Here is an 18,517-nt window from a genome sequence, read left to right as displayed (position 1 = left end):
CTTACCGAAACTGCCGAGTAATCGGGATTGCTCCGATTTCCCGGCAAGAGCCTAGGAGCCCACGTTGGCTGAGCTGCACGTCGAGCTGGTCGCAGCCGACCGCAAGGTGTGGTCCGGTGCGGCCACCATCGTTGTCGCCCGTACGGCCTCCGGTGACACCGGCATCATGCCCGGTCACACTCCGGTGCTGAGCGTGCTGGAGACCGGTCCGGTCACCATCCGCACCACCGATGGCGGCACCGTCGTCGCGGCTGTGCACGGCGGCTTCATCTCCTTCGCCGAGAACAAGCTCTCCATCCTCGCCGAGGTGGCCGAGCTGGCGGACGAGATCGATGTCGCGCGGGCGCAGCGCGCGCTGGACAGCGCCCAGGGCGAGCTCGACGAGCACGCCGAGCGCCGGGCCGAGGTCCGCCTCGTGGCGGCCCGCGGCCTCAAGGCCGCCTGAGCGCAGGTCAGACCGACGGTCCCGGGGACGCGAATGCGTGACCCCGGGACTGTCGTATCAGTTGGTAGGACAGGGCGGTCGTTGATACGACCGCAACGGGGACGCAGGTAGCGAGGAGGTCGGTGAGCATGGTCCTCGCCCTTGTGGTGTGCGCGACGGTGGTGGCCCTCGGAGTGGCCGGCCTGGTCGCCTTCGCGGTGCGCCGCCGGGTGATCCAGCGGGTCGGCGGAACGTTCGACTGCAGCTTCCGGCTGAAAATGCCCGCGGACGCCTCCACGCAGCCCGACCTCGATGAGAACGGCCAGCCCACCTCCGCCCCGGTCCCGGTGACCGATGGCAAGGGGTGGGTTTTTGGTATCGGCCGGTACAGCGGCGACTCCATCGAGTGGTTCCGGGTCTTCTCGTACGCCCCCCGCCCCCGCCGGGTGCTGCCCCGCACCCAGATCGAGGTGCTCGGTCGCCGCTACCCGGAGGGCCAGGAGGAGCTCGCCCTGCTCTCCGGCTCCGTCGTCCTGCGCTGCCTCCACAACGGCGCCCCCCTGGAGCTCGCCATGAGTGACGACGCCCTCACCGGCTTCCTCGCCTGGCTCGAAGCCGCCCCGCCCGGGCAGCGGGTCAACGTCGCGTAGCCGGCACTCGCTCGAACCGGTGGCTTCGCGGGACCTCCTTCCCGCGCGACCGGTCGGCGCCCCACCGTCGGAGCGTTGGTGGTCGTGCCACGGCACTCGGCCCGCTCGTACCGTACGGAGGAGGTGTGCTCTCCGTGCGCTCTGCGTGACCGCCGCACCGTACGGACCCGATCACGACTCCCGTGGCCGGAACCGGTCCGTGAGCGGCGTGCGTACGCCCGGGGCGCCCACCAGGGCGCTGTGATCGGCGTCGCAATCACGGGTGGGGCCCGTGGTGCCTGAGTAGGCTGCGGGCCATGGTGAATCTGACGCGGATCTACACCCGCACCGGTGACGACGGCACGACGGCCCTCGGCGACATGAGCCGCACCACCAAGACCGACCCCCGGCTGGTGGCGTACGCGGACACCAACGAGGCCAACGCCGCGCTCGGGGTGGCGATCGCCGTCGGGGCGCTGCCGGAGGACGTCTCGGCGGTGCTGACGCGGGTTCAGAACGACCTGTTCGACGTCGGCGCGGATCTGGCGACCCCGGTGGTGGAGGACCCGAAGTACCCGCCGCTGCGGGTGCTGCAGAGCTACGTGGACCGCCTGGAGTCGGACTGCGACCACTACCTCGAGCAGTTGGAGAAGCTGCGCAGCTTCATCCTCCCGGGCGGTACCCCCGGCGCGGCGTACCTGCACCTGGCCTGCACCGTGGTGCGACGGGCCGAGCGGTCCACCTGGGCGGCGATCGACCTGCACGGGGAGTCCGTCAACCCGCTCACCGCGAAGTACCTGAACCGGCTCTCCGACCTGCTGTTCATCCTGGCGCGGGTGGCCAACAAGGAGCAGGGCGACGTGCTGTGGGTGCCCGGGGAGAACCGCTAGGCGCGGGCGGCGATCCGGGCCCAGGGCCGGAGGCCGTGGCACCCGACCGGCCGTCAGGCCCGGTTCACCTGCGGTCCAGTGCGGCCCGGGCCCGTTCGACGTCGCCCGGCCAGACCATCAGCCGGGCTCCGGCGGTGGTGTCCACCAGGTTGTGCCGCACGCCGGCGGCGGTGAGCAACCCGCCCAGCCGGGCGGCCTCGGCGGCGTCGGCGGGCGCGGCCACGGTGACCAGCAGCCCGTACTCGTCGGGGTTCCCGGCGTGCGGCCGCCGGGCGACCAGGGAACTTCCCCGGCGGTACGTCCACTGCATCAGCAGGACCAGGACGGCCACCGCGCCCAGGCTGATCAGCAGCGCCACCAGCGGGTGCACAGCGCTCAACGCGTCGACCTCTCCTCGGTCCGGCACAGATCACACTCCTCAATCTCACCATGGAGCCCGCCGGGGCATTAGAGTCCGGCGCGTGAGCGGCGCGGCTCCGGGGGGAGACCCCTGCCCTGAGCCGCCTTCAGGCACCGCCCCGGACCCGCTGGAGCACCGGCCTAGGACCACGTGCTCCCGGCGGGCCCGACGGGCGAACATCGTCACTCGGGAGACCCAGCCATGAGCAACGCAGCCACCCAGCAGATCGCCGTGATCGGTGCCGGCCTGATGGGCGCCGGTATCGCCCAGGTGTCGGCGCAGGCCGGTCACCCGGTGGTCCTGCGGGACGTCACCGACGAGGCGCTGCAGCGCGGTCTGGCGGGCATCCGGGCCTCGTACGAGAAGTTCGTGGCCAAGGGCCGGCTGACCGCGCAGGAGGCGGAGGCGGCGCTCGGCCGGATCACCGTGACCACCGACCTGGGCGCGGTCGCCGAGGCGGACATCGTGGTCGAGGCGGTGTTCGAGCAGCTGGAGGTCAAGGAGGCGGTCTTCCGCGAGCTCGACAAGCTGGCCAAGGACGGTGCGGTGCTGGCCTCCAACACCTCCGCCATCCCGATCACCCGGATCGCGGCCGCCACCTCGCGCCCGGAGTCCGTGGTCGGCGTGCACTTCTTCTCGCCGGTGCCGCTGATGCGGCTGGTCGAGCTGGTGCGCGGCTACAAGACCAGCGACGAGACCCTGGCGAGGGTCCGGGCGTACGCCGAGGGCGTGGGCAAGGAGGTCGTGGTGGTCAACCGGGACGTGGCGGGCTTCGTCACCACCCGCCTGATCACCGCGCTGGTGGTGGAGGCGGCCAAGCTGTACGAGTCGGGCGTGGCGACGGCCGAGGACATCGACACCGCCTGCCGGCTCGGCTTCGGCCACCCGATGGGCCCGCTGCAGACCGCCGACCTGACCGGTGTCGACATCCTGCTGCACGCCGCGCACAACATCTACGCCGAGACCCAGGACGAGAAGTTCGCCGCCCCGGAGATCATGGCCCGGATGGTCACCGCCGGGGACCTCGGCCGCAAGAGCGGCCGCGGCTTCTACGGCTACGAGGGCAAGTAGCGCCCGTCCGGGTGGTGGGCGGTCGGCCGGGCCCACCACCCGGGTGAGTTTGCTCACGCAAGCGCCGCAGACGGGTGATTTGGGCGGGAATCGAGCGTGGGTATGGGGACTTCCTGCGTATATTCCCTCGGACGGGTGAAGTTGTCCGCCATCCCGCCGGGTGGGAGCAACCTGCGGAGTTGGTCGGCCGTCAGATGAGGGGGAGACCGGCGCGGCCCCGTGTGTGCGGGCGCCCGGTGCCCGCCCCCGACCGGCGGAGCCCCCTGCGGATCCGGAACGGCACAGCGGAGGAGGAGAACGTGCGCATCACTGGCGACCAACGCGGCCTGGCCATCGAAGGCCGGCTCGACGTGCGCAGTGCCGCCGACGCCCGGGCCCGCCTGCACTCCGCCGTCGACGGCGGGCAGGGCGACCTGGTGCTCGACCTCGGCCGCCTGGAGTTCTGGGACGCCACCGGCCTCGGCGTCATCATGGGCACCCACCGCCGGGCCGGCCGGCTCGGCCGCCGCCTGGTGCTGCGCGACGTCCCGGCCCAGCTCCAGCGGCTGCTGGTCGCCACCAGGCTGCACCGCATCCTCGCCGTCGAGGGCGCCGTCCCGGACGCCTACGGCACCTCCCTCCCCGCGCTCGCCGTGCCCAATCCGCCGCTGGTGGTCCCCACCCTGTAGTGCCCGCGGCGCCGGCCCGGTGCCCCGCGCGGCCCCGCACGGTGAAGCCCGTGGCGACGGCTTCGGTCGTGTCCGACCCGTCTGCCCTCCGGCCCAAACCGGGACCGGGTCTGTGCTGCGCGGAGCGGGTGTGGGAAAGTCTGCGCTCAGTGGTCACGGCCGCCCGGATCGGGTCGCGGCCGGTCCTCAGCGCCCGGGGGTTCGGGTGGCGCGCGGTCGAGTATGGGTGGAGCAACGACGTGGGACAGCCAACCGGCGATTTCCGGCAGGACGGGCTGCGGGCCCGGACCGGCGAGGTGTTCCCCGGCGACCTGATGCTGACGGTGGGCGGCGCGGACGGCTCCGAGGCCACCGCCTGCCCGGACGGCTGGCGGCCCGAACCGCGCCGCCGCGGGCCGCGGGAGCGGACCGGCCCCACGCCCGGCCCCGGCCTCGCGGTCGGCCCGCTGGCGCTCGGCACCGGCCCCGCCGACCTGCCGCTGCTGGACCGCGAGGCGGACATCGCCGAGCTGCTCGGCCAGCTGGCCGAGGGCCGTTCGGTCCGGCTGGTCGGCCAGGCCGGCTCCGGCCGCAGCGCGCTGCTGGCCGCCGTCGCGGACGCCGCCGGGGGACTCGCCCCCGACGGGGTGGTCCGGCTCGGCGGCCACCGCAGGTCCGCCGACGACCTGCTCCAGGACCTGTTCGCCGCCACCCACCACGCCCCGGGCGTCCGCCCGGACCGCCGGGAGCTGGCCGCGCGGCTGAGCGAGGTCGGCGCCGTCGTGGTGATCGACGACGTCGACCTGGAGGAGTCCGAGCTCGACCGGCTGCTCGGCGCCGCGCCGGACTGCGCGTTCCTGGTCTCGGTGCCGCCGGACGGCCGGCCGCTCCAGCTCGGCTCCCGGCTGCGCGACCACCTGGTGGCCGGCCTCTCCCGGGGTGCCTGCCTCAACCTGGTGAGCCGCCTGGCGGGCCGTCAGCTGGACGAGTCGGAGCGGTCCTGGGCGGTCGACCTGTGGTTCGAGTCCGAGGGGCTGCCGCTGCGCTTCGTCCAGGCCGCGGCGCTGCTGCGCCAGCGGGACGTCGCGGTGGACGCGCTGGTGGCCGCCCAGGAGGACCGCAGGAGCGTCTTCGGCACGGTCCAGGATGTCGACGAGCCGGACGACCCGGCCGTCCTGGAGGGGGAGTTGCGGCGCTCCGTCCCGCTGCCGACGGTGGCGGAGAGCGCGGCGCCCGCACTGCGGCTCGCGGAGGGGCTGGGGGACTCGGCCCGCGAGGTGCTCCGGCTCGCCCTGGCGCTCGGCGGCGAGTGCCCGACCGCCGCGCACCTGCCGGCGCTGATCGACGTGGCCCACGGCGAGGGCGCCCTGCAGGAACTGGTGGACGCGGGGCTGGCGGTGTCGATCGGTGGTCACCACCGGCTGGCGGCCGGAGTGTTGGAGAGCCTGTCCGCGCACTGGGAGACCGGCGAGATCGGCTTCGGCGCGGCCGAGCACTTCTCCTGGTGGGTCGGGCACGGGTCGGTCGGCACCGAGCAGATCGCGGCCGAGGCGGAGGTGATCCTCGGCGCGATGCTCGCCGACCGGACGGCCGCACGCCCGGAGGCGGTGCTGCGGCTGGCCAGGGCGGCCGCGCCGGCGCTGGCGCTGTCCCTGCGGTGGGGGGCCTGGGAGAGGTCCCTCCAGCTCGGCCTGGAGGCCGCCAGGACGCTGGGGGCCAGCGGCGAGGAGGCCTGGTTCCACCAGGAGCTCGGCGCGCTGGCGCTGTGCCGGGGCACCTCGCAGCGGGCCTCGGCCGAACTCGACGCCGCCGTGGCGCTGCGGGCCGCGCTGGGCGAGCCGCGCGGCGGGGTGGCCGCCCGGCGGATGGTCGAACTGCTGCGCGCCACGCTGGACACGCCCGCGGAGGACGACGAGAACGAGCTGGCGCCGGTCGGGCGGCGCCCGGTGATCCGGGCGATCGCCCAGGCGCCGTTCCGCTTCCGTACCGCGCCCAGGACGGGCCGCGACACCCGGCGGACGGTGCTGGCCGCCACGGCGGCCGTGCTCGCGGTCGGGGTGCTGGGCACCGCGATCGGGCTCAGCCTGGCCGGCCAGGACCCACAGGGCGGCGGCAACCGGACCAGGCCCGGCACGTCGGTCGACGACGACCCGCTGCCGTCCGGGCTCGACTTCGGCAGCAGCGGGAGCCCGACGCCCTCGCCCGTGCCGGAAGCCACCGGGAGCGCCTCGGAGAGCCCCGCCGAGACCCCGAGCGCGGCACCGACGCCGAGCGCGTCGCGGACGAGCCGCAAGCCCACCCCGGGCAAGTCCGGGACGACGACACCGCCGCCGGCCAGTCCGACCCAGGACGGGGCGCCGACGCCGCCGACGACACCGCCGTCCTCGTCCGTGCCGCCGACCTCGACGTCACCGAGTCCGGACCCGTCGGGCACGCCGACGCCGTAGGGCTCAGAACAGCTTGAGCTTGTCGTCGTCGATGCCGCGCAGCTCGTCGTAGTCCAGCACCACGCAGCCGATGCCGCGGTCGGTGGCCAGCACCCGGGCCTGCGGCTTGATCTCCTGCGCGGCGAACACGCCCTTGACCGGGGCGAGCAGCGGATCGCGGTTGAGCAGCTCCAGGTAGCGGGTGAGCTGCTCGACGCCGTCGATCTCGCCGCGGCGCTTGATCTCGATGGCGACGGTGGCGCCGTCGGAGTCGCGGCAGAGGATGTCGACCGGCCCGATGGCGGTCGGGTACTCGCGGCGGATCAGCTGCCAGCCCGCCCCGAGCACCTCCATCCGGTCGGCGAGCAGCTCCTGGAGGTGGGCCTCGACGCCGTCCTTGACCAGGCCGGGGTCGACACCGAGCTCGTGGGAGGAGTCGTGCATCACCTCTTCCAGGGTGATGATGAGCTTCTCACCGGCCTTGTTGGTGACCGTCCAGAGGCCGTCCGCCGCCTTCAGGGTGCACGGTGGGGACATCCAGTTGAGCGGCTTGTAGGCGCGGTCGTCGGCATGGATGCTGACGCTCCCGTCGGCCTTCACCAGGATCAGGCGGGTGGCGGACGGGAGATGGGCTGAGAGCCGTCCGGCATAGTCGACGGAGCAGCGGGCAATTACGAGACGCACGGTCGACCACGCTAGCCCACCGGGGCCAGTTGATGCGATTCCGCGACAGCCGGGTGAAGAATCGGCGGAGGCGGCGAACCATGGAGTGACGGCACTCCGAAGGCCGGTCGGGCCGGACCGCGAAGGGTACGGCACCGTGATGTCCGGCCGTCGGGGGGCGTTCAACGGGGATGGAGAACTGGGATGAACGCTCCGACGGGATCCGGCCAATCTGCGCCACAGGGCTCCGCTCGGGCGGTGAATCGGCGGATTCTCCAGCCGGGCTGAGCGTCGCCTGCCAGGCTGGAGTGAGTGGCCGTCGCCCCACCCGGCGGTGTCGCCACGGTGTCGGCGTGTGCCCGGGCTCCGGCCGACCCGGGTGTCGTCCCCTTTCCTCGGTGTGCGGTCCCACGGACCTCCAGCGGTCCCGCTGACGCCCACTGAGTCCCTGTCAGCCCGACCGGAGACCAGGTCGGGCCGGGCGGCATCCGCCACCCGTACCACCCGTGTGAGCACGGCACGGCACCATCCGCACAGCCGCACGACCACCCGGGCAGCCGCGCCGGGGTGGACCGCGAGAGGAGAACCCATGTCGCTCGACGTCTCACCGGCCCTGCTTGCGAAGGCCGAGAGAGGCGAGGTCGACGAGAGGGAGTTCGTCGACTGCGTCCGAGCCTCCCTGCCGTACGCCTGGGAGCTGATCAGCTCGCTGGTCGCCCAGCTCAAGGTCGACGGCACCGACTTCGCCGACAACCAGGTCCCGCCGCCGAGTGAGCAGGCCCGCGGCCAGCTCCTGCGCGCCATGGCCAGCGACGCGATCCGAGGTGCCCTGCAGCGGCACTTCGGCGTTCAGTTGGCGTTCCAGAACTGCCACCGGGTGGCGGTCTTCGCGCCCTCCGAGGCCTCGGCGGAGCGCCACCGGCGCTTCACCTCCGTCCGGGCCCAGCTGCTCAATCAGTCCGCCGAGCTGCGCGACTGCTGAACCGTCTTCCGTCGGTGGGCCGCCCCGCGGGGGCGGCCCACCGAGGTGTGTCCGTCCTCACCCCGGCGGCGCCCCGCCCGAGCGGCTCGTCACGGCGGCGGCGCCTCATCCGAGCTGGGGCAGGACCTCCGCGCCCAGCCGGGCGATGTTGTGCAGGGTCGCGGCCCGGTCGCCGGAGCCCTCGGTGAGCAGCGCGAACCGGCGGATGCCCGTCCGCTCGGCGGTGGCCAGCAGCCGGTCGGCGCACTGCCGGGGCGTGCCCACCGGGTGGAGGTCGCAGAGCAGTTCGGTGTACGAGCGCGGGTCGCGCATGGTCCGCGCCCGGTCGTCCACCGTGCGGTGGGCGCCGAGGCCGTGGGCGAAGAAACCGGGCATTGCGCGCAGCAGTTCGTCGCGGGCGCCGGCGGTGCGGTCGCCGACCTGGACGACCCCGGCCGCGACGTGCTCGCGCTCGATCCGGGCCAACTGCTCCTCACCGCGCCCGGCGGCCCGCCAGGCCGTCCGGTAGGCGGCCAGCATCTGGGCCTTGTCCTCGTCCCCGGAGTGCATGCCGAGCAGCATCGGCAGCCCGCGCTCGGCCGCCGTGCGCACCCCGCCGGGGGAGGTGCAGGCCACCACCACCGGCGGCCCGCCAGGCCCGGGCGCCGGCCGGGGGTCGGTGGACGCCGCCGCCCTGCGGTGCGGGCCCTGGTCGTGGCGCTGCCGGGGGAAGGCGCGCAGGGCGGCCTCCGGGTCGCCGTCCAGCCCCAGCCACCCGGCCAGGCCCTCGCGGCCGCCGGCGTCGGTCGGCAGCACCGGCTCGGTGGCCCGGGGCACCACGGCGACCTCCGGGAAGGAGAACTGCGGGCCTGCGGCGCCCACCCGGCCCTCGCGCAGCCAGCGCAGCAGGAGGTCCAGCCGCTCCGGGAAGCCCTGCTCGTACGCGTCCGGCCCGGTGCCGAAGACCGTCAGGTCGATCCAGGGCCCGCCGCGGCCCACCCCGAGGGTGAACCGGCCGCCCGAGGTGAGGTGCAGCAGCGCGGCCTGCTCGCCGAGCCGGACGGGGTGGCTGGTGGAGAGCACGCTGACGGCCGTGCCGACGCCGATCCGGCGGGTCCGGCCGAGCAGCAGGGCGGCCAGCGTGGCCGCGTCGGGGCAGACGCCGTACGGGACGAAGTGGTGCTCGGCCAGCCAGACGCTGTCCAGGCCGGAGCGCTCGGCGGCGGTGGTGGCGCTCAGCGTGCGCTCCAGCGCCTCCGCGTGGCCCTGGCCGGGGAACTGCGCCGAGAGCAGGAAGGCGCCGACCCGGATGGCGTCGGTACCGGACGGCTGTCCGAGCGCGGGTGCGGGCACCGGTCCGGTGGCCGGCGAGTGGATCTCGGGCCGCGGGGTGGTCTTGGTCATCGGAGGCCTCCTCGGGAGCGCGCAGCTCTGCGAGCCCCGCCTTGTCCCCTCGTGAGTAACCCATGTCATGTGCCAATGGCACGCTGATCGACCAATTTCGCCGAAGAAAGGATGGATCTCGGGGGAAACGCCCGGACCTCGGTCCTTGGCGTGATATTGGTCCCGACCACCCGCTGCCGACCGCTGCCCGCCGCCCGTCGCCGACCGCTGCCCGCCGCCCGCGGGCGCCCGTGACCGCCGTCCACCGCCGCCGGCCGCCGTCCACCGCCGCCGGCCGCGGCGGGCCCGCGCGGACCTCTACCCTGGGAAGCCCAACCCCGCCCGGCCGAGAGGTAGTCGACGTGTCACCCCGCCGTAACCGGACCAACAGCTCCGCCGACCGCGAGGCCGCGCCGGCGGCCCCGCCGGGCGGCTCGCTGCGCCGTACCGAGAGCTACCGCGGCGAGGAGTGGGTGGTGCAGACCGTGGCCGGCACGGCGGGCCGCTTCTACCGCTGCCCCGGCTGCGACCAGGAGATCCCGCCGGGCGTGGGGCACGTGGTGGCCTGGCCCGAGTACGGCGCGGGCGTGGACGACCGCCGGCACTGGCACCGGGCCTGCTGGGGCGCACGGGAGCGCCGCGGCTCCAACATCCAGCGGGGCCGCGGCGCTCCCAGGTACTGAGGTCCGCTGTCGGTTCCGGGGCGGCCGGGCCCGGTCCGTGGACAAGCCCTAGGCGTCCCGCTTCTTGAGCACCAGCGCGCCGCCGGCCAGTGCCGCGAGCGTCCACGCCAGGCAGATCAGGAAGCCCGCGCCGGCCCCGTACGGCTGCCCGCTCTCGCCGTAGACCAGCAGCATCCGCCGGCCCGCGTAGTCGGGGAAGTAGTGCGCCACGGTCTTGACCTTCGGCACCGCCGACAGGATGGGCGAGAGCAGGAAGAAGAACGGGACCAGGATGCCCAGGGCCAGGGTCTGGTTGTGCAGCATCGCGGTGACGCCGGCCGAGAACAGGCAGAGCATGGTCAGGTAGGCCGCCGCGCCGAACACGGCGCGCAGTACGTGCGGCTCGCCCAGGTCGGTGGAGTGCTCGCCGAGCAGCGCCTGGCCGACGAAGAAGGTGACGAAGACCGTCACCAGCGAGACGGCCAGCGCCAGCAGTCCGAGCACCACGGCCTTGCCGGTCAGCAGGGTGCCGCGCTGCGGGACCGCCGCCAGCGAGACCCGGATCAGCCCGCTGCTGTACTCGTTGCCGATCGCCAGCACGCCGAAGACGATGATGGCCAGCTCGCCGAGCCCGATGCCGGACAGCGAGGTGCTGGTGGCGTCGAACGGCCCGTCGCCGGCGAACTCCTGGAAGTTGTTCTTGGTGAGCAGGGACAGCAGCGCGCCCAGACCCAGCGTGACCACGAAGGTCAGGGCCAGGGTCCAGATCGTGGACCGGACGCTGCGGATCTTGGTCCACTCGGACTGCAGGATCGCGGGGAAGGACGCCATCTCAGTTCTCCTTTCCGGCGAGCGGAGTGGGGTGCGGGCCCTGGTACCAGCCGGCGCCCCAGGCCGGCGCGGCGTCCGGTCCCGCGTGGTACTCCACGGAGTCCGCCGTCATCTGCATGAAGGCCTCCTCCAGCGAGGCCTGCTGCGGGCTGAGCTCGTGCAGGGTGATGCCGTGCCGGGCGGCCAGGTCGCCGAGGAAGACCAGGTCGCCGTCCTCGATCTCGTACGAGCCGTCCTCCTTGGCCTCGGCCCGGAGCCCGGCGCCGTGCAGGGCGTCCAGCAGCTGCTCGGCGTGCGGGGTGCGGATCCGGGCCGCGGAGCGGGAGTTCTGCTTGATGAACTCGGCCATCGACAGGTCGGCCAGCAGCCGGCCCTTGCCGATCACCACCAGGTGGTCGGCGGTCAGCGCCATCTCGCTCATCAGGTGCGAGGAGACGAAGATCGTCCGGCCTTCGGAGGCCAGGCCCTTCATCAGGTTGCGGATCCACAGGATGCCCTCGGGGTCGAGCCCGTTGACCGGCTCGTCGAACATCAGGATCTCGGGGTCGCCGAGCAGCGCGGACGCGATGCCCAGGCGCTGGCCCATGCCGAGCGAGAAGCCCTTCGCGCGCTTCCTGGCCACCGAGGTCAGGCCGACCAGGGCCAGGACCTCGTCCACCCGGGAGCGCGGGATCCGGTTGCTCTGGGCGAGCCAGAGCAGGTGGTCGTAGGCGGTGCGCCCGGGGTGGACGGCCTTGGCCTCCAGCAGTGCGCCGATCTTCCGCAGCGGGTCGGCCAGCTGCCCGTACCGCTTGCCGTCGATGGTGACCCGGCCGCTGGTCGGGCGGTCCAGGTCGAGGATCATGCGCATGGTGGTGGACTTGCCGGCGCCGTTGGGGCCGAGGAAGCCGGTCACCACGCCCCGGGGCACCTGGAAGCTGAGCCCGTCCACGGCCAGTTTGCCGCCGTAACGTTTCGTCAGCTGATGCAGTTCGATCATGTCGCTCCCTCACTCTCCGTCAGATTATGGCAGGGACGTTCATCAGGCGCGCTGGCTGCGGTGGGCCGGTGGCCCGCAATACGGTGGCACCATGACCATCCCCACGACGCCGACCGGTCACCCGCCCGGCACCGGCACCGGTACCCCGCTCGTCCTGCTGCACGCCTTCCCCTTCTCGGCCCGGATGTGGTCCGCCCAGGTGGAGCGGCTCGCCGGCCCGGCGGGGGAGCTGGCCAGGGTCTTCGCGCCGGATCAGCGGGGTTTCGGCTCGGCTCCGCTCGGTGACGACGAACCCTCGCTGGACGCCGTCGCCGACGACGTGGCCCGCCTGCTGGACACGGCCGGGGTCGACCGGGCGGTGGTCGGCGGCCTGTCGATGGGCGGGTACGTGGCGATGGCCTTCGCCCGGCGCCACCCCGACCGGCTGTGCGGGCTGCTGCTCGCCGACACCAAGGCCGGCCCCGACGCCGAACCCGCCCGCACCAACCGCGAGCGGATCGCCGCCGCCGTGCTGGCCAGGGACAGCGTACGGCTGCTGGTGGACGAGCGGATGGCCGAGAACCTGCTCGGCCCCGCGGCCGGCCCCGACCTGGTCGAAGACGTCCGGGGGATGATCGCCGAGGCCTCGCCGCGGGCCGTCGCGTGGGCCCAGCGGGCGATGGCCGCCCGCGGCGACTCGCTGGAGGTGCTGGCCGGGCTGAGCGTGCCGGCCGCCGTGATCGTCGGCGAGGCCGACTCGGTCACCCCGCTCGCCGAGGCGCGGATGCTGGCCGAGGCGATGGCCGACGCCGAGCTCACCGTCATCCCGGCCGTCGGCCACCTCAGCTCGCTGGAGGCCCCGGAGACCTTCGCCGCCGCCGTCCGCGCACTGCTGCGGCGGATCCGCGGCTGAGCCGGCGGGCGCCGGCCCGCGGGCCGGCAGCACGATGGGCCCGTACCGGGATCGGTACGGGCCCACCGGCGGTGTTCAGCGGGACTGCTGGGCCGGCACGCCGTGGGCGTCGTCGGTCGGCAGGGAGGCGGCGGCCACGGCCGCGCCGGTCAGCGTGGCGAGCATCTCGCGCACGTTGGTCAGCTGGGCGTTGATCGAGTCGCGGCGGTTGGTGAGCGCCGCCAGCTCGCGCTCGGACTCGCTGCGGACCCGGTCGGCCTTGGCGTTGGCGTCGGCGACGATGTCCTCGGCCTGGCGCTGCGCGGTCTCCACCGTCTGGCGGGCCCGGCGCTCGGCGTCGGTGCGCAGCTTCTCCGCCTCCAGGCGGAGCTGCTCGGCGCGGTGCTCGATCTCGGCCAGGCGCTTCTCGGCCTTGGCCTGGCGGGCGGCCAGGTCGCGCTCGGACTGCTCGCGGCGCTTGGCCAGGTTGGTCTCGAACTCCAGCGCGGCCTGGGCGGCCTTGGTGCGGGTCTCCTCGAAGAGGGCGTCCGCCTCCTCGCGCTTGTTCTGGGCGTCCTTGTTGGCCTCGGCGCGCAGCTGGGCGCTGTCGCTCTTGGCCTTGTCGACGATCCGCAGGCCCTCGTCCTCGGCCTTGGCCTTGCGGTCCTTGGCGTAGTTCTCCGCCTCGGTACGGACCTGCTGGGCGGCCGCCTCGGCCAGCTCGCGGTGCTGCTCGGCGGCGCGGTGCGCCTCCTCGCGCAGGTCCTTGGCCTCCTCCTCGGCGAGCCGGAGGATCTTCTCCACCCGGGCACCCAGCCCGGCGTACGAGGGCTCCGCCTCGGCCACCTGGGCCTGCGCGCTCTGGGTCTCCAGGTGGAGTTCCTCGATGCGCTTCTCCAGCGCACCGATCCGGGCCAGCGCGCTGTCGCGGTCGGCTACCAGCTTGGCGATCCGCTCGTCGACCTGGGCGCGCTCGTACCCACGGCGTACCAGGTCGAAGCCGTGCGGGGAGTGACTGTCGCTCATGGGATTTCTGGGCTTCCTGTCGTCGAACCGCTGAGGTGGTTGAGGGAATCCTGACACGTTACCGGAGTGTCATCGGCGAAATGCCGATGCTTCGCGGACAATGTCCGCTCAATCGGGTGGCGCCCCTCCGGAGCGATTGCCACCCGAACGGGGCGCGCCCACTCCGGCGCCGGCCTTCGACGCCCCCTCACGGGCGCCGGGGCCGGTCCCACGACCGCCGCCACCGCCCTTCCCGCTTCCCCCGTTGGTCTGCGCGACCGGTGACGGAGCCTCGAACGCCTCCAGCGCCGACAGCACGTCCTGGACCCGAGAGATCTCGGTGTTGATGTCCTTGCGCCGCCGGACCAGTTCGTCCAACTCCCGCTGGCCCTCGTCGGTCACGCGCCCCGCCTCGGCCTTCGCCTCGGTGAGGACCCGCTCGGCCTCCTCCTGGGCGAGCCGCAACTGCTCGTCCGCGGTCTCGTCGACCCGGCGCAGCCGCTTCTCGGCCTCGGTGGCGGCCGCCTCGATCTGCTGCTCCGCGTCCTCCTCGGCGGACTTCAGCTTCGCCTCGGCCTTGACGATCAGCGCTTCGGCCCGCGAGGTGGAGTCGGAGAGCTTGAGCTCGGCCTCCTTCAGCAGGCCCTCGGCCTTGCGCACGGCCGCGATCCTGACCTTGCCGGCCTCGGCCGAGGCCTCGGAGGTCAGCTCCGCGGCCCGCTCCTCGGCGGCCTCGACCAGCGCCGCCGCCCGCTCCTCGGCCTCGGCGACGGCGGCCACCGCCTGCTCCTCGGCCTCGGTCAGCTGCTCCTGGGCCGCCGTGACCAGGGCGTCCACCCGCTCGCCGGCCGACTTCATGGCCTGCGCGTTCTCCTTGCGGGCCCGCTCGTGCAGCGCCTCGATCTCGGTGTCGGTGCGCTCGCGCAGCTCCTCGGCGCGCTCGCGGATCGCGGTGGAGTCCCGGCGGGCCTCGGAGAGCAGCGCGTCGGCGTCCGCCCGGGCCTTCTCCACCTCGGCCTGACCGGCCGCCTCGCCGGCCGCGACCAGCCGCTCGGCCTCCTTGCGGGCGGCCGCCACCATCGCGTCGGCCTGTTCCTCGGCCGCGGCGGTGGTCGCCAGCGCGGTGGTCTGGGCGTCCTCGCCGAGCTGTTCGGCGTCGGCGAAGGCCCGCTCCAGCACCGTCTTGGCCTGCTCCCGGGTGGCCTTGTCGAACTGCTCGGCGGCCTCCCGGGTGGTGGTGTCGTACTCGTCGGCCCGGGTGCGGGTGGCGGCGTCGAAGTCCTCCGCGAGGGTGCGGGTGGCCAGCGCGTACTCCTCGGCCTCCGCACGCAGCGCCGCGGCGAACTCCTCCGCCTCGGCGATCGCGGCGGCCGCCCGCTGCTCGGCCTCGGCCAGGGTCTCCCGGGCCCGGCCCTCGGCGTCGGCGCGCTGCTGCTCCGCGAAGTCCAGCGCGGACTGCCGCTCGGCGTCGGCGCGGGCGCGGAGCTCGGCGTCGTACGCCTCGGCCTCGGCCCGATCCCGGTCGACGGCGGCGGCGGCCTCGGCGCGCAGCTCCGTGCTCTCGCGTTCGGCGGTGGCGCGCAGTTCGGCGCTCTCGCGCTCGGCCAGCTCGCGCAGTTCCGTGCTCTCGCGCTCGGCGGTGGCCCGCAGCTCGGCGATCTGCTGGGAGGCGGACTCGTGCAGACCGGCCACCGACTGGCGGATCCGGGCGGCCTCGTCCTCGGCCTCGGTGACCAGGTCCTGCGCGCGCCGGGTGGCGGTGCCGGTCAGCTCCTCGGCCTCGGCGGCGGCCAGCGCGCGCTGCTCCTCGGCCTCCCGGCGCAGCTCGGCGGCGTGCTCCTCGGCCCGGGCCAGCTCCTGGGCGCCCTCGGTGCGCAGCTGCTCGGCGGCGGTGGCGGCCTCGGCCCGTACGGTGCGCGCCTCGGTCTCGGCCTCGGCCAGCTGCTCGGCGGCGGTGGCGGCGGCGGTCTCCACCGCCCGGGCGGCCTGCTCGCGCAGGTCGGCGCTCTCGCGCTCGGCGGCGGCCCGCAGTTCGGCGGTCTCGGCGGCGGTGCGTTCGGTCAGCTCGGCCGCCTCGGCCTCGGCGCTCTCCCGGGTGACCTTGGCGGCGGCCAGCAGCTCGGTGGTCTCGGTCTGCTCGCGCAGCAGCGCGGCGGAGGCGTCCTCGCGTTCGCGCAGGCTCTCCTCGCGCAGGGCGGCGGCGGCGGTCTCGGCCTCGCCGCGCTCGCGGCGGGCCCAGTTCTCCGCCTCGATGCGGTGGCTGTCGGCCCAGTTGCGGGCCTCTTCCCGGATGTCCTCGGCGGCGGTCGCGGCCTCGGCGCGCAGTTCGGCGTCGAAGGCCTGGGCCTGGGCGTGCAGCGCCTCCGCGGCGGCCAGCGCCTCGGTACGGGTCCGCTGGTCGAACTCGGCTGCGTCGCGCCGCAGTTCGGCCGTCTCCCGCTCGGCGGCGGCACGGTTCTCGGCGGCGGCGGCCTTGGCAGCGGCCAGCGCCTCCTGGTGCTGCTGGGCGGCGGTGGCGGCGAGCTTCTCGGCCTCGGCGCGGGCCCGGGTGAGGGTCTGCTCCGCGCGGGCCTGGGTCTCGGCGGCCTGTTCGGCGGCCTGCTCCTGCCGGCGCTCGATCTCGGAGCGGGCGCCGGCCCGCAGCTCGTCGGCGTCGCTCTTGGCCGTGGTGAGCAGCTCCTCGGCGGTCTTCGCCGACTCCTCGATCTGCACCACGCCCTGGCGGCGGGACTCGGTGCGGACCCGCTCCGCCTCGGCCACGGCCTCGGTGCGCAGCTCCTCGGCCTCGGCCCGCAGACGGGTGGCCTCCTCGTGCATCCGCTCCATCTGCTCGCGGATGGAGGCGGCGTCGTCGAGGGCGGCGTTCTGGGCCTGCTCGACGGCGGCCGCGGCCTGCTCGCGCAGCTGCTGGGCCTCGGCGGCGGCCTCGGCGAGCAGCCGTTCGGCCTCGGCGGCGGCCTTCTCGCGGGCGGTCTCGGCCTCCCGGGCGGTCCGCAGCCGGACGTCCTCGGCCTGCTTGGCGGCCTTGGCGAGGTGGATGGCGGCGTCCTTGGAGCCCTCGGCGCGGCCGGCCTCCTCGGCTTCGCGGCGCAGGGTCTCGGCGGCGGCCTCGGCCTCGGCGCGCAGCGCCGCGATCTCCCGTTCGGCCTCGGCCCGCAGGCCGGCGATGGCGGTCTCGGCCTCGTTGCGCAGCTGGGTGGCGACGCTCTCGGCGGAGCCCCGCAGGCGTTCGCTCTCCTCGGCGGCGGCGGCCTTGGCGGCCTCCGCCTCGGCCTTGGCGGTGGCGGCGGCGGACTTGATCAGGTCGGCCTCGCGGGTGGCGGCGGCGACCATGCGGGCGATCTCGGCCCGGGCGGTGAGCGAGCGCTGCTCGCTGGCCGCGTCGCCGGCGGCGACCTTCTGCTCGGCGGCGGCCTCGGCCTCGGCCTGCAGACGCTGGGCGGCGGCCTCGGCGTGGATGCGCAGCTCGGTGGCCTCCTGGCGGGCCCGTTCGGCCTCCGCCTCGACCTCGGCGCGCAGCCGCTCTATCTCTGCCTGCGCCTGGGCCATGGCGGCGGCGGCGCGTTCCTGGTCGGCCTGGACCTGCTGCTTGAGGGCGGTGATCTCGGCCTGGGCGGCGGTGAGCTGCCGTTCGGCGGCGGCCTGGGCACCGGCCAGCTGCTGTTGGGCCTCGTTGGCGGCGCTGCCGCGCAGTTCCTCGGCGGCGACACTGGCCTGCTGGGCCTGTTCGGAGGCGGCCCGCAGCAGGCGTTCGGCGTCGGTCTGGGCGCGCTGGAGGGCGGCCTCGGCGGCGGCGCGGGCCTCGCCGCGGGCGGCGTCGACGTCGGCGGCGGTCTGGGCGCGGGCCTGGTCGGCGAGGGCGGCGGCTTCGGCCCGGGCGGCGGCGACCATCCGGTCGGACTCGGCGCGGGCCTCCTGGAGGAGGCGCTGGGCCTCCTGCTCGGTGCCGGCCCTGGCCTGCTCGGCCCAGTTGACGTTCTCGTTGACGTGCCGCTCGGCGGAGCGGCGGAGCTCGGTGAGCTCGTCCTCCAGCTGGCGGCGGCGTGCGGAGAGCTCGGCCTCCAGCCGGGCGGTGCGCTCGGCGGCCTCGGCCATCAGCCGCTGGGTGGCGGCCTGCGACTCGCGGAACTGGCGCTCGGCGTCCGCGCGCAGCGCCTCGGCCTGCAGTTCCGCGTTGCGCAGCACCTGCTCGGCCTGGCCGGTGACGGAGTCGAAGGCGCGCGGCTGAGCGAGCTGCCGGCGGGCCTCGTGCAGCTTGGCCCTGAGCACCTCCACCTGGTAGGCGAGGTCCTCGGCATGCTCGATGGTCTTGTCCCGCTCCTTGCGAGCCCGCTCCAACTCGGCCTCGAACTGGGAGAGGTGATCCTCAACCTCGTAGCGGTCGTAGCCCCGCACTCCGCGGTCCCATCCATCTCCTGGTCGCGTCCTCGACCCGGCCGTTCCGCTGGTCCCGGAAATCCGGGCCGGAGCGGCTGGTCCTTGCATCCGTGGTCGTGCCACGGTCGGAGCCGCCCGCGGTGGTGCGCGGTCGGTCCGCGCTCCGCCGTCCGGGTGGACTCCTGAGCGAATTCTTGCCTTTGGAGAATGGTGACAGATCCGAATTGCGACCGTTCAGCCGTGCCCGCGTAGTGGGCTCCCCTGCAGCGAGACGAGCCGTCAGATGATCAGCCCCACT

General features: G+C 74.5%; 16 protein-coding genes. 9 read left to right on the top strand and 7 right to left on the bottom strand.

All coding sequences use genetic code 11. The features are described 5' to 3' along the window. Window positions 1-64 precede the first annotated feature (64 nt). The 3 genes from ACIOFR_RS12450 (at window position 65) to ACIOFR_RS12440 (ending at window position 1,943) form a co-directional block, all read left to right on the top strand. A complete protein-coding gene (locus ACIOFR_RS12450) occupies window positions 65-445 on the top strand; it encodes a F0F1 ATP synthase subunit epsilon (RefSeq protein ID WP_400995481.1) in 381 nt (126 codons plus the stop codon). 128 nt (window positions 446-573) lie between these two features. Then, window positions 574-1,074, top strand: coding sequence for a DUF2550 domain-containing protein (locus ACIOFR_RS12445; protein WP_350637995.1), 501 nt, complete (start codon window positions 574-576; stop codon window positions 1,072-1,074). A gap of 296 nt (window positions 1,075-1,370) precedes the next feature. Beyond that, window positions 1,371-1,943, top strand: a complete 573-nt coding sequence (locus ACIOFR_RS12440) for a cob(I)yrinic acid a,c-diamide adenosyltransferase (protein ID WP_400995479.1) — start codon at window positions 1,371-1,373, stop codon at window positions 1,941-1,943. A 64-nt stretch (window positions 1,944-2,007) separates the two neighbouring features. Here ACIOFR_RS12440 and ACIOFR_RS12435 read toward each other — a convergent pair whose 3' ends face one another. Beyond that, window positions 2,008-2,322 carry a hypothetical protein gene (locus ACIOFR_RS12435; RefSeq protein WP_400995477.1) on the bottom strand — a complete coding sequence of 105 codons (315 nt, stop codon included), beginning with the start codon at window positions 2,320-2,322 and terminating at the stop codon, window positions 2,008-2,010. A gap of 222 nt (window positions 2,323-2,544) precedes the next feature. Here ACIOFR_RS12435 and ACIOFR_RS12430 point away from each other — a divergent pair, with 222 nt between their 5' ends. The 3 genes from ACIOFR_RS12430 to ACIOFR_RS12420 all read left to right on the top strand — a co-directional run bounded on the left by ACIOFR_RS12430 (window position 2,545) and on the right by ACIOFR_RS12420 (window position 6,508). Then, window positions 2,545-3,414: a 3-hydroxyacyl-CoA dehydrogenase family protein gene (locus ACIOFR_RS12430; protein ID WP_400995474.1), complete on the top strand. Its 870-nt coding sequence runs from the start codon at window positions 2,545-2,547 to the stop codon at window positions 3,412-3,414. Between the two features lie 299 nt (window positions 3,415-3,713). Further along, the gene (locus tag ACIOFR_RS12425; protein WP_400995472.1) at window positions 3,714-4,082 is read left to right on the top strand and encodes an STAS domain-containing protein; all 369 of its coding nucleotides are present in this window, start codon (window positions 3,714-3,716) and stop codon (window positions 4,080-4,082) included. A gap of 239 nt (window positions 4,083-4,321) precedes the next feature. Then, window positions 4,322-6,508: an ATP-binding protein gene (locus ACIOFR_RS12420; protein ID WP_400995470.1), complete on the top strand. Its 2,187-nt coding sequence runs from the start codon at window positions 4,322-4,324 to the stop codon at window positions 6,506-6,508. 3 nt (window positions 6,509-6,511) lie between these two features. On the opposite strand, the gene nucS is transcribed toward ACIOFR_RS12420, so the two are convergent. After that, window positions 6,512-7,171 carry an endonuclease NucS gene (gene nucS / locus ACIOFR_RS12415; protein WP_400995468.1) on the bottom strand — a complete coding sequence of 220 codons (660 nt, stop codon included), beginning with the start codon at window positions 7,169-7,171 and terminating at the stop codon, window positions 6,512-6,514. Window positions 7,172-7,739: 568 nt separating this feature from the next. On the opposite strand from nucS, the gene ACIOFR_RS12410 reads away from it, so the two are divergent. Then, window positions 7,740-8,132 (top strand): SCO5389 family protein, encoded by a 393-nt coding sequence (locus ACIOFR_RS12410; protein ID WP_400995466.1) that lies wholly within the window; start codon window positions 7,740-7,742, stop codon window positions 8,130-8,132. A 105-nt stretch (window positions 8,133-8,237) separates the two neighbouring features. On the opposite strand, the gene ACIOFR_RS12405 is transcribed toward ACIOFR_RS12410, so the two are convergent. Beyond that, a complete protein-coding gene (locus ACIOFR_RS12405; RefSeq protein ID WP_400995843.1) occupies window positions 8,238-9,422 on the bottom strand; it encodes an LLM class flavin-dependent oxidoreductase in 1,185 nt (394 codons plus the stop codon). Window positions 9,423-9,856: 434 nt separating this feature from the next. Between ACIOFR_RS12405 and ACIOFR_RS12400 the strand changes: the two genes are divergently transcribed. Further along, window positions 9,857-10,177 (top strand): ATP/GTP-binding protein, encoded by a 321-nt coding sequence (locus ACIOFR_RS12400; RefSeq protein ID WP_400995464.1) that lies wholly within the window; start codon window positions 9,857-9,859, stop codon window positions 10,175-10,177. 48 nt (window positions 10,178-10,225) lie between these two features. On the opposite strand, the gene ACIOFR_RS12395 is transcribed toward ACIOFR_RS12400, so the two are convergent. Further along, window positions 10,226-10,987 (bottom strand): ABC transporter permease subunit, encoded by a 762-nt coding sequence (locus tag ACIOFR_RS12395; protein ID WP_400995461.1) that lies wholly within the window; start codon window positions 10,985-10,987, stop codon window positions 10,226-10,228. Between the two features lies 1 nt (window position 10,988). Then, window positions 10,989-11,966 (bottom strand): ABC transporter ATP-binding protein, encoded by a 978-nt coding sequence (locus ACIOFR_RS12390; protein WP_400995458.1) that lies wholly within the window; start codon window positions 11,964-11,966, stop codon window positions 10,989-10,991. A gap of 91 nt (window positions 11,967-12,057) precedes the next feature. Between ACIOFR_RS12390 and ACIOFR_RS12385 the strand changes: the two genes are divergently transcribed. Then, window positions 12,058-12,858 carry an alpha/beta fold hydrolase gene (locus ACIOFR_RS12385; RefSeq protein ID WP_400995455.1) on the top strand — a complete coding sequence of 267 codons (801 nt, stop codon included), beginning with the start codon at window positions 12,058-12,060 and terminating at the stop codon, window positions 12,856-12,858. Between the two features lie 75 nt (window positions 12,859-12,933). Here the strand turns inward: ACIOFR_RS12385 and ACIOFR_RS12380 are convergent, their stop codons facing one another. Together ACIOFR_RS12380 and ACIOFR_RS12375 are read right to left on the bottom strand one after the other, a co-directional pair. Beyond that, a complete protein-coding gene (locus ACIOFR_RS12380) occupies window positions 12,934-13,863 on the bottom strand; it encodes a cellulose-binding protein (RefSeq protein WP_400995453.1) in 930 nt (309 codons plus the stop codon). Between the two features lie 108 nt (window positions 13,864-13,971). Then, entirely contained in the window at window positions 13,972-18,237 is a 4,266-nt protein-coding gene (locus ACIOFR_RS12375) for a hypothetical protein (protein ID WP_400995450.1), read from the bottom strand. Window positions 18,238-18,517 lie beyond the last annotated feature (280 nt).

Origin of the sequence: Kitasatospora sp. NPDC088346, assembly GCF_044740765.1 — a bacterium.
Lineage (GTDB): Bacteria > Actinomycetota > Actinomycetes > Streptomycetales > Streptomycetaceae > Kitasatospora.
Note: the sequence above shows the minus strand (reverse complement) of the source record. Positions and strands in the feature narration are given on the sequence as shown.

Coding starts and splice junctions, on each gene's coding strand:
- ACIOFR_RS12445 (WP_350637995.1), top strand. CDS start 574: ATGGTCCTCGCCCTTGTGGTGTGCGCGACGGTGGTGGCCCTCGGAGTG.
- ACIOFR_RS12440 (WP_400995479.1), top strand. CDS start 1,371: ATGGTGAATCTGACGCGGATCTACACCCGCACCGGTGACGACGGCACG.
- ACIOFR_RS12430 (WP_400995474.1), top strand. CDS start 2,545: ATGAGCAACGCAGCCACCCAGCAGATCGCCGTGATCGGTGCCGGCCTG.
- ACIOFR_RS12410 (WP_400995466.1), top strand. CDS start 7,740: ATGTCGCTCGACGTCTCACCGGCCCTGCTTGCGAAGGCCGAGAGAGGC.
- ACIOFR_RS12395 (WP_400995461.1), bottom strand. CDS start 10,987: ATGGCGTCCTTCCCCGCGATCCTGCAGTCCGAGTGGACCAAGATCCGC.
- ACIOFR_RS12390 (WP_400995458.1), bottom strand. CDS start 11,966: ATGATCGAACTGCATCAGCTGACGAAACGTTACGGCGGCAAACTGGCC.
- ACIOFR_RS12385 (WP_400995455.1), top strand. CDS start 12,058: ATGACCATCCCCACGACGCCGACCGGTCACCCGCCCGGCACCGGCACC.
- ACIOFR_RS12380 (WP_400995453.1), bottom strand. CDS start 13,863: ATGAGCGACAGTCACTCCCCGCACGGCTTCGACCTGGTACGCCGTGGG.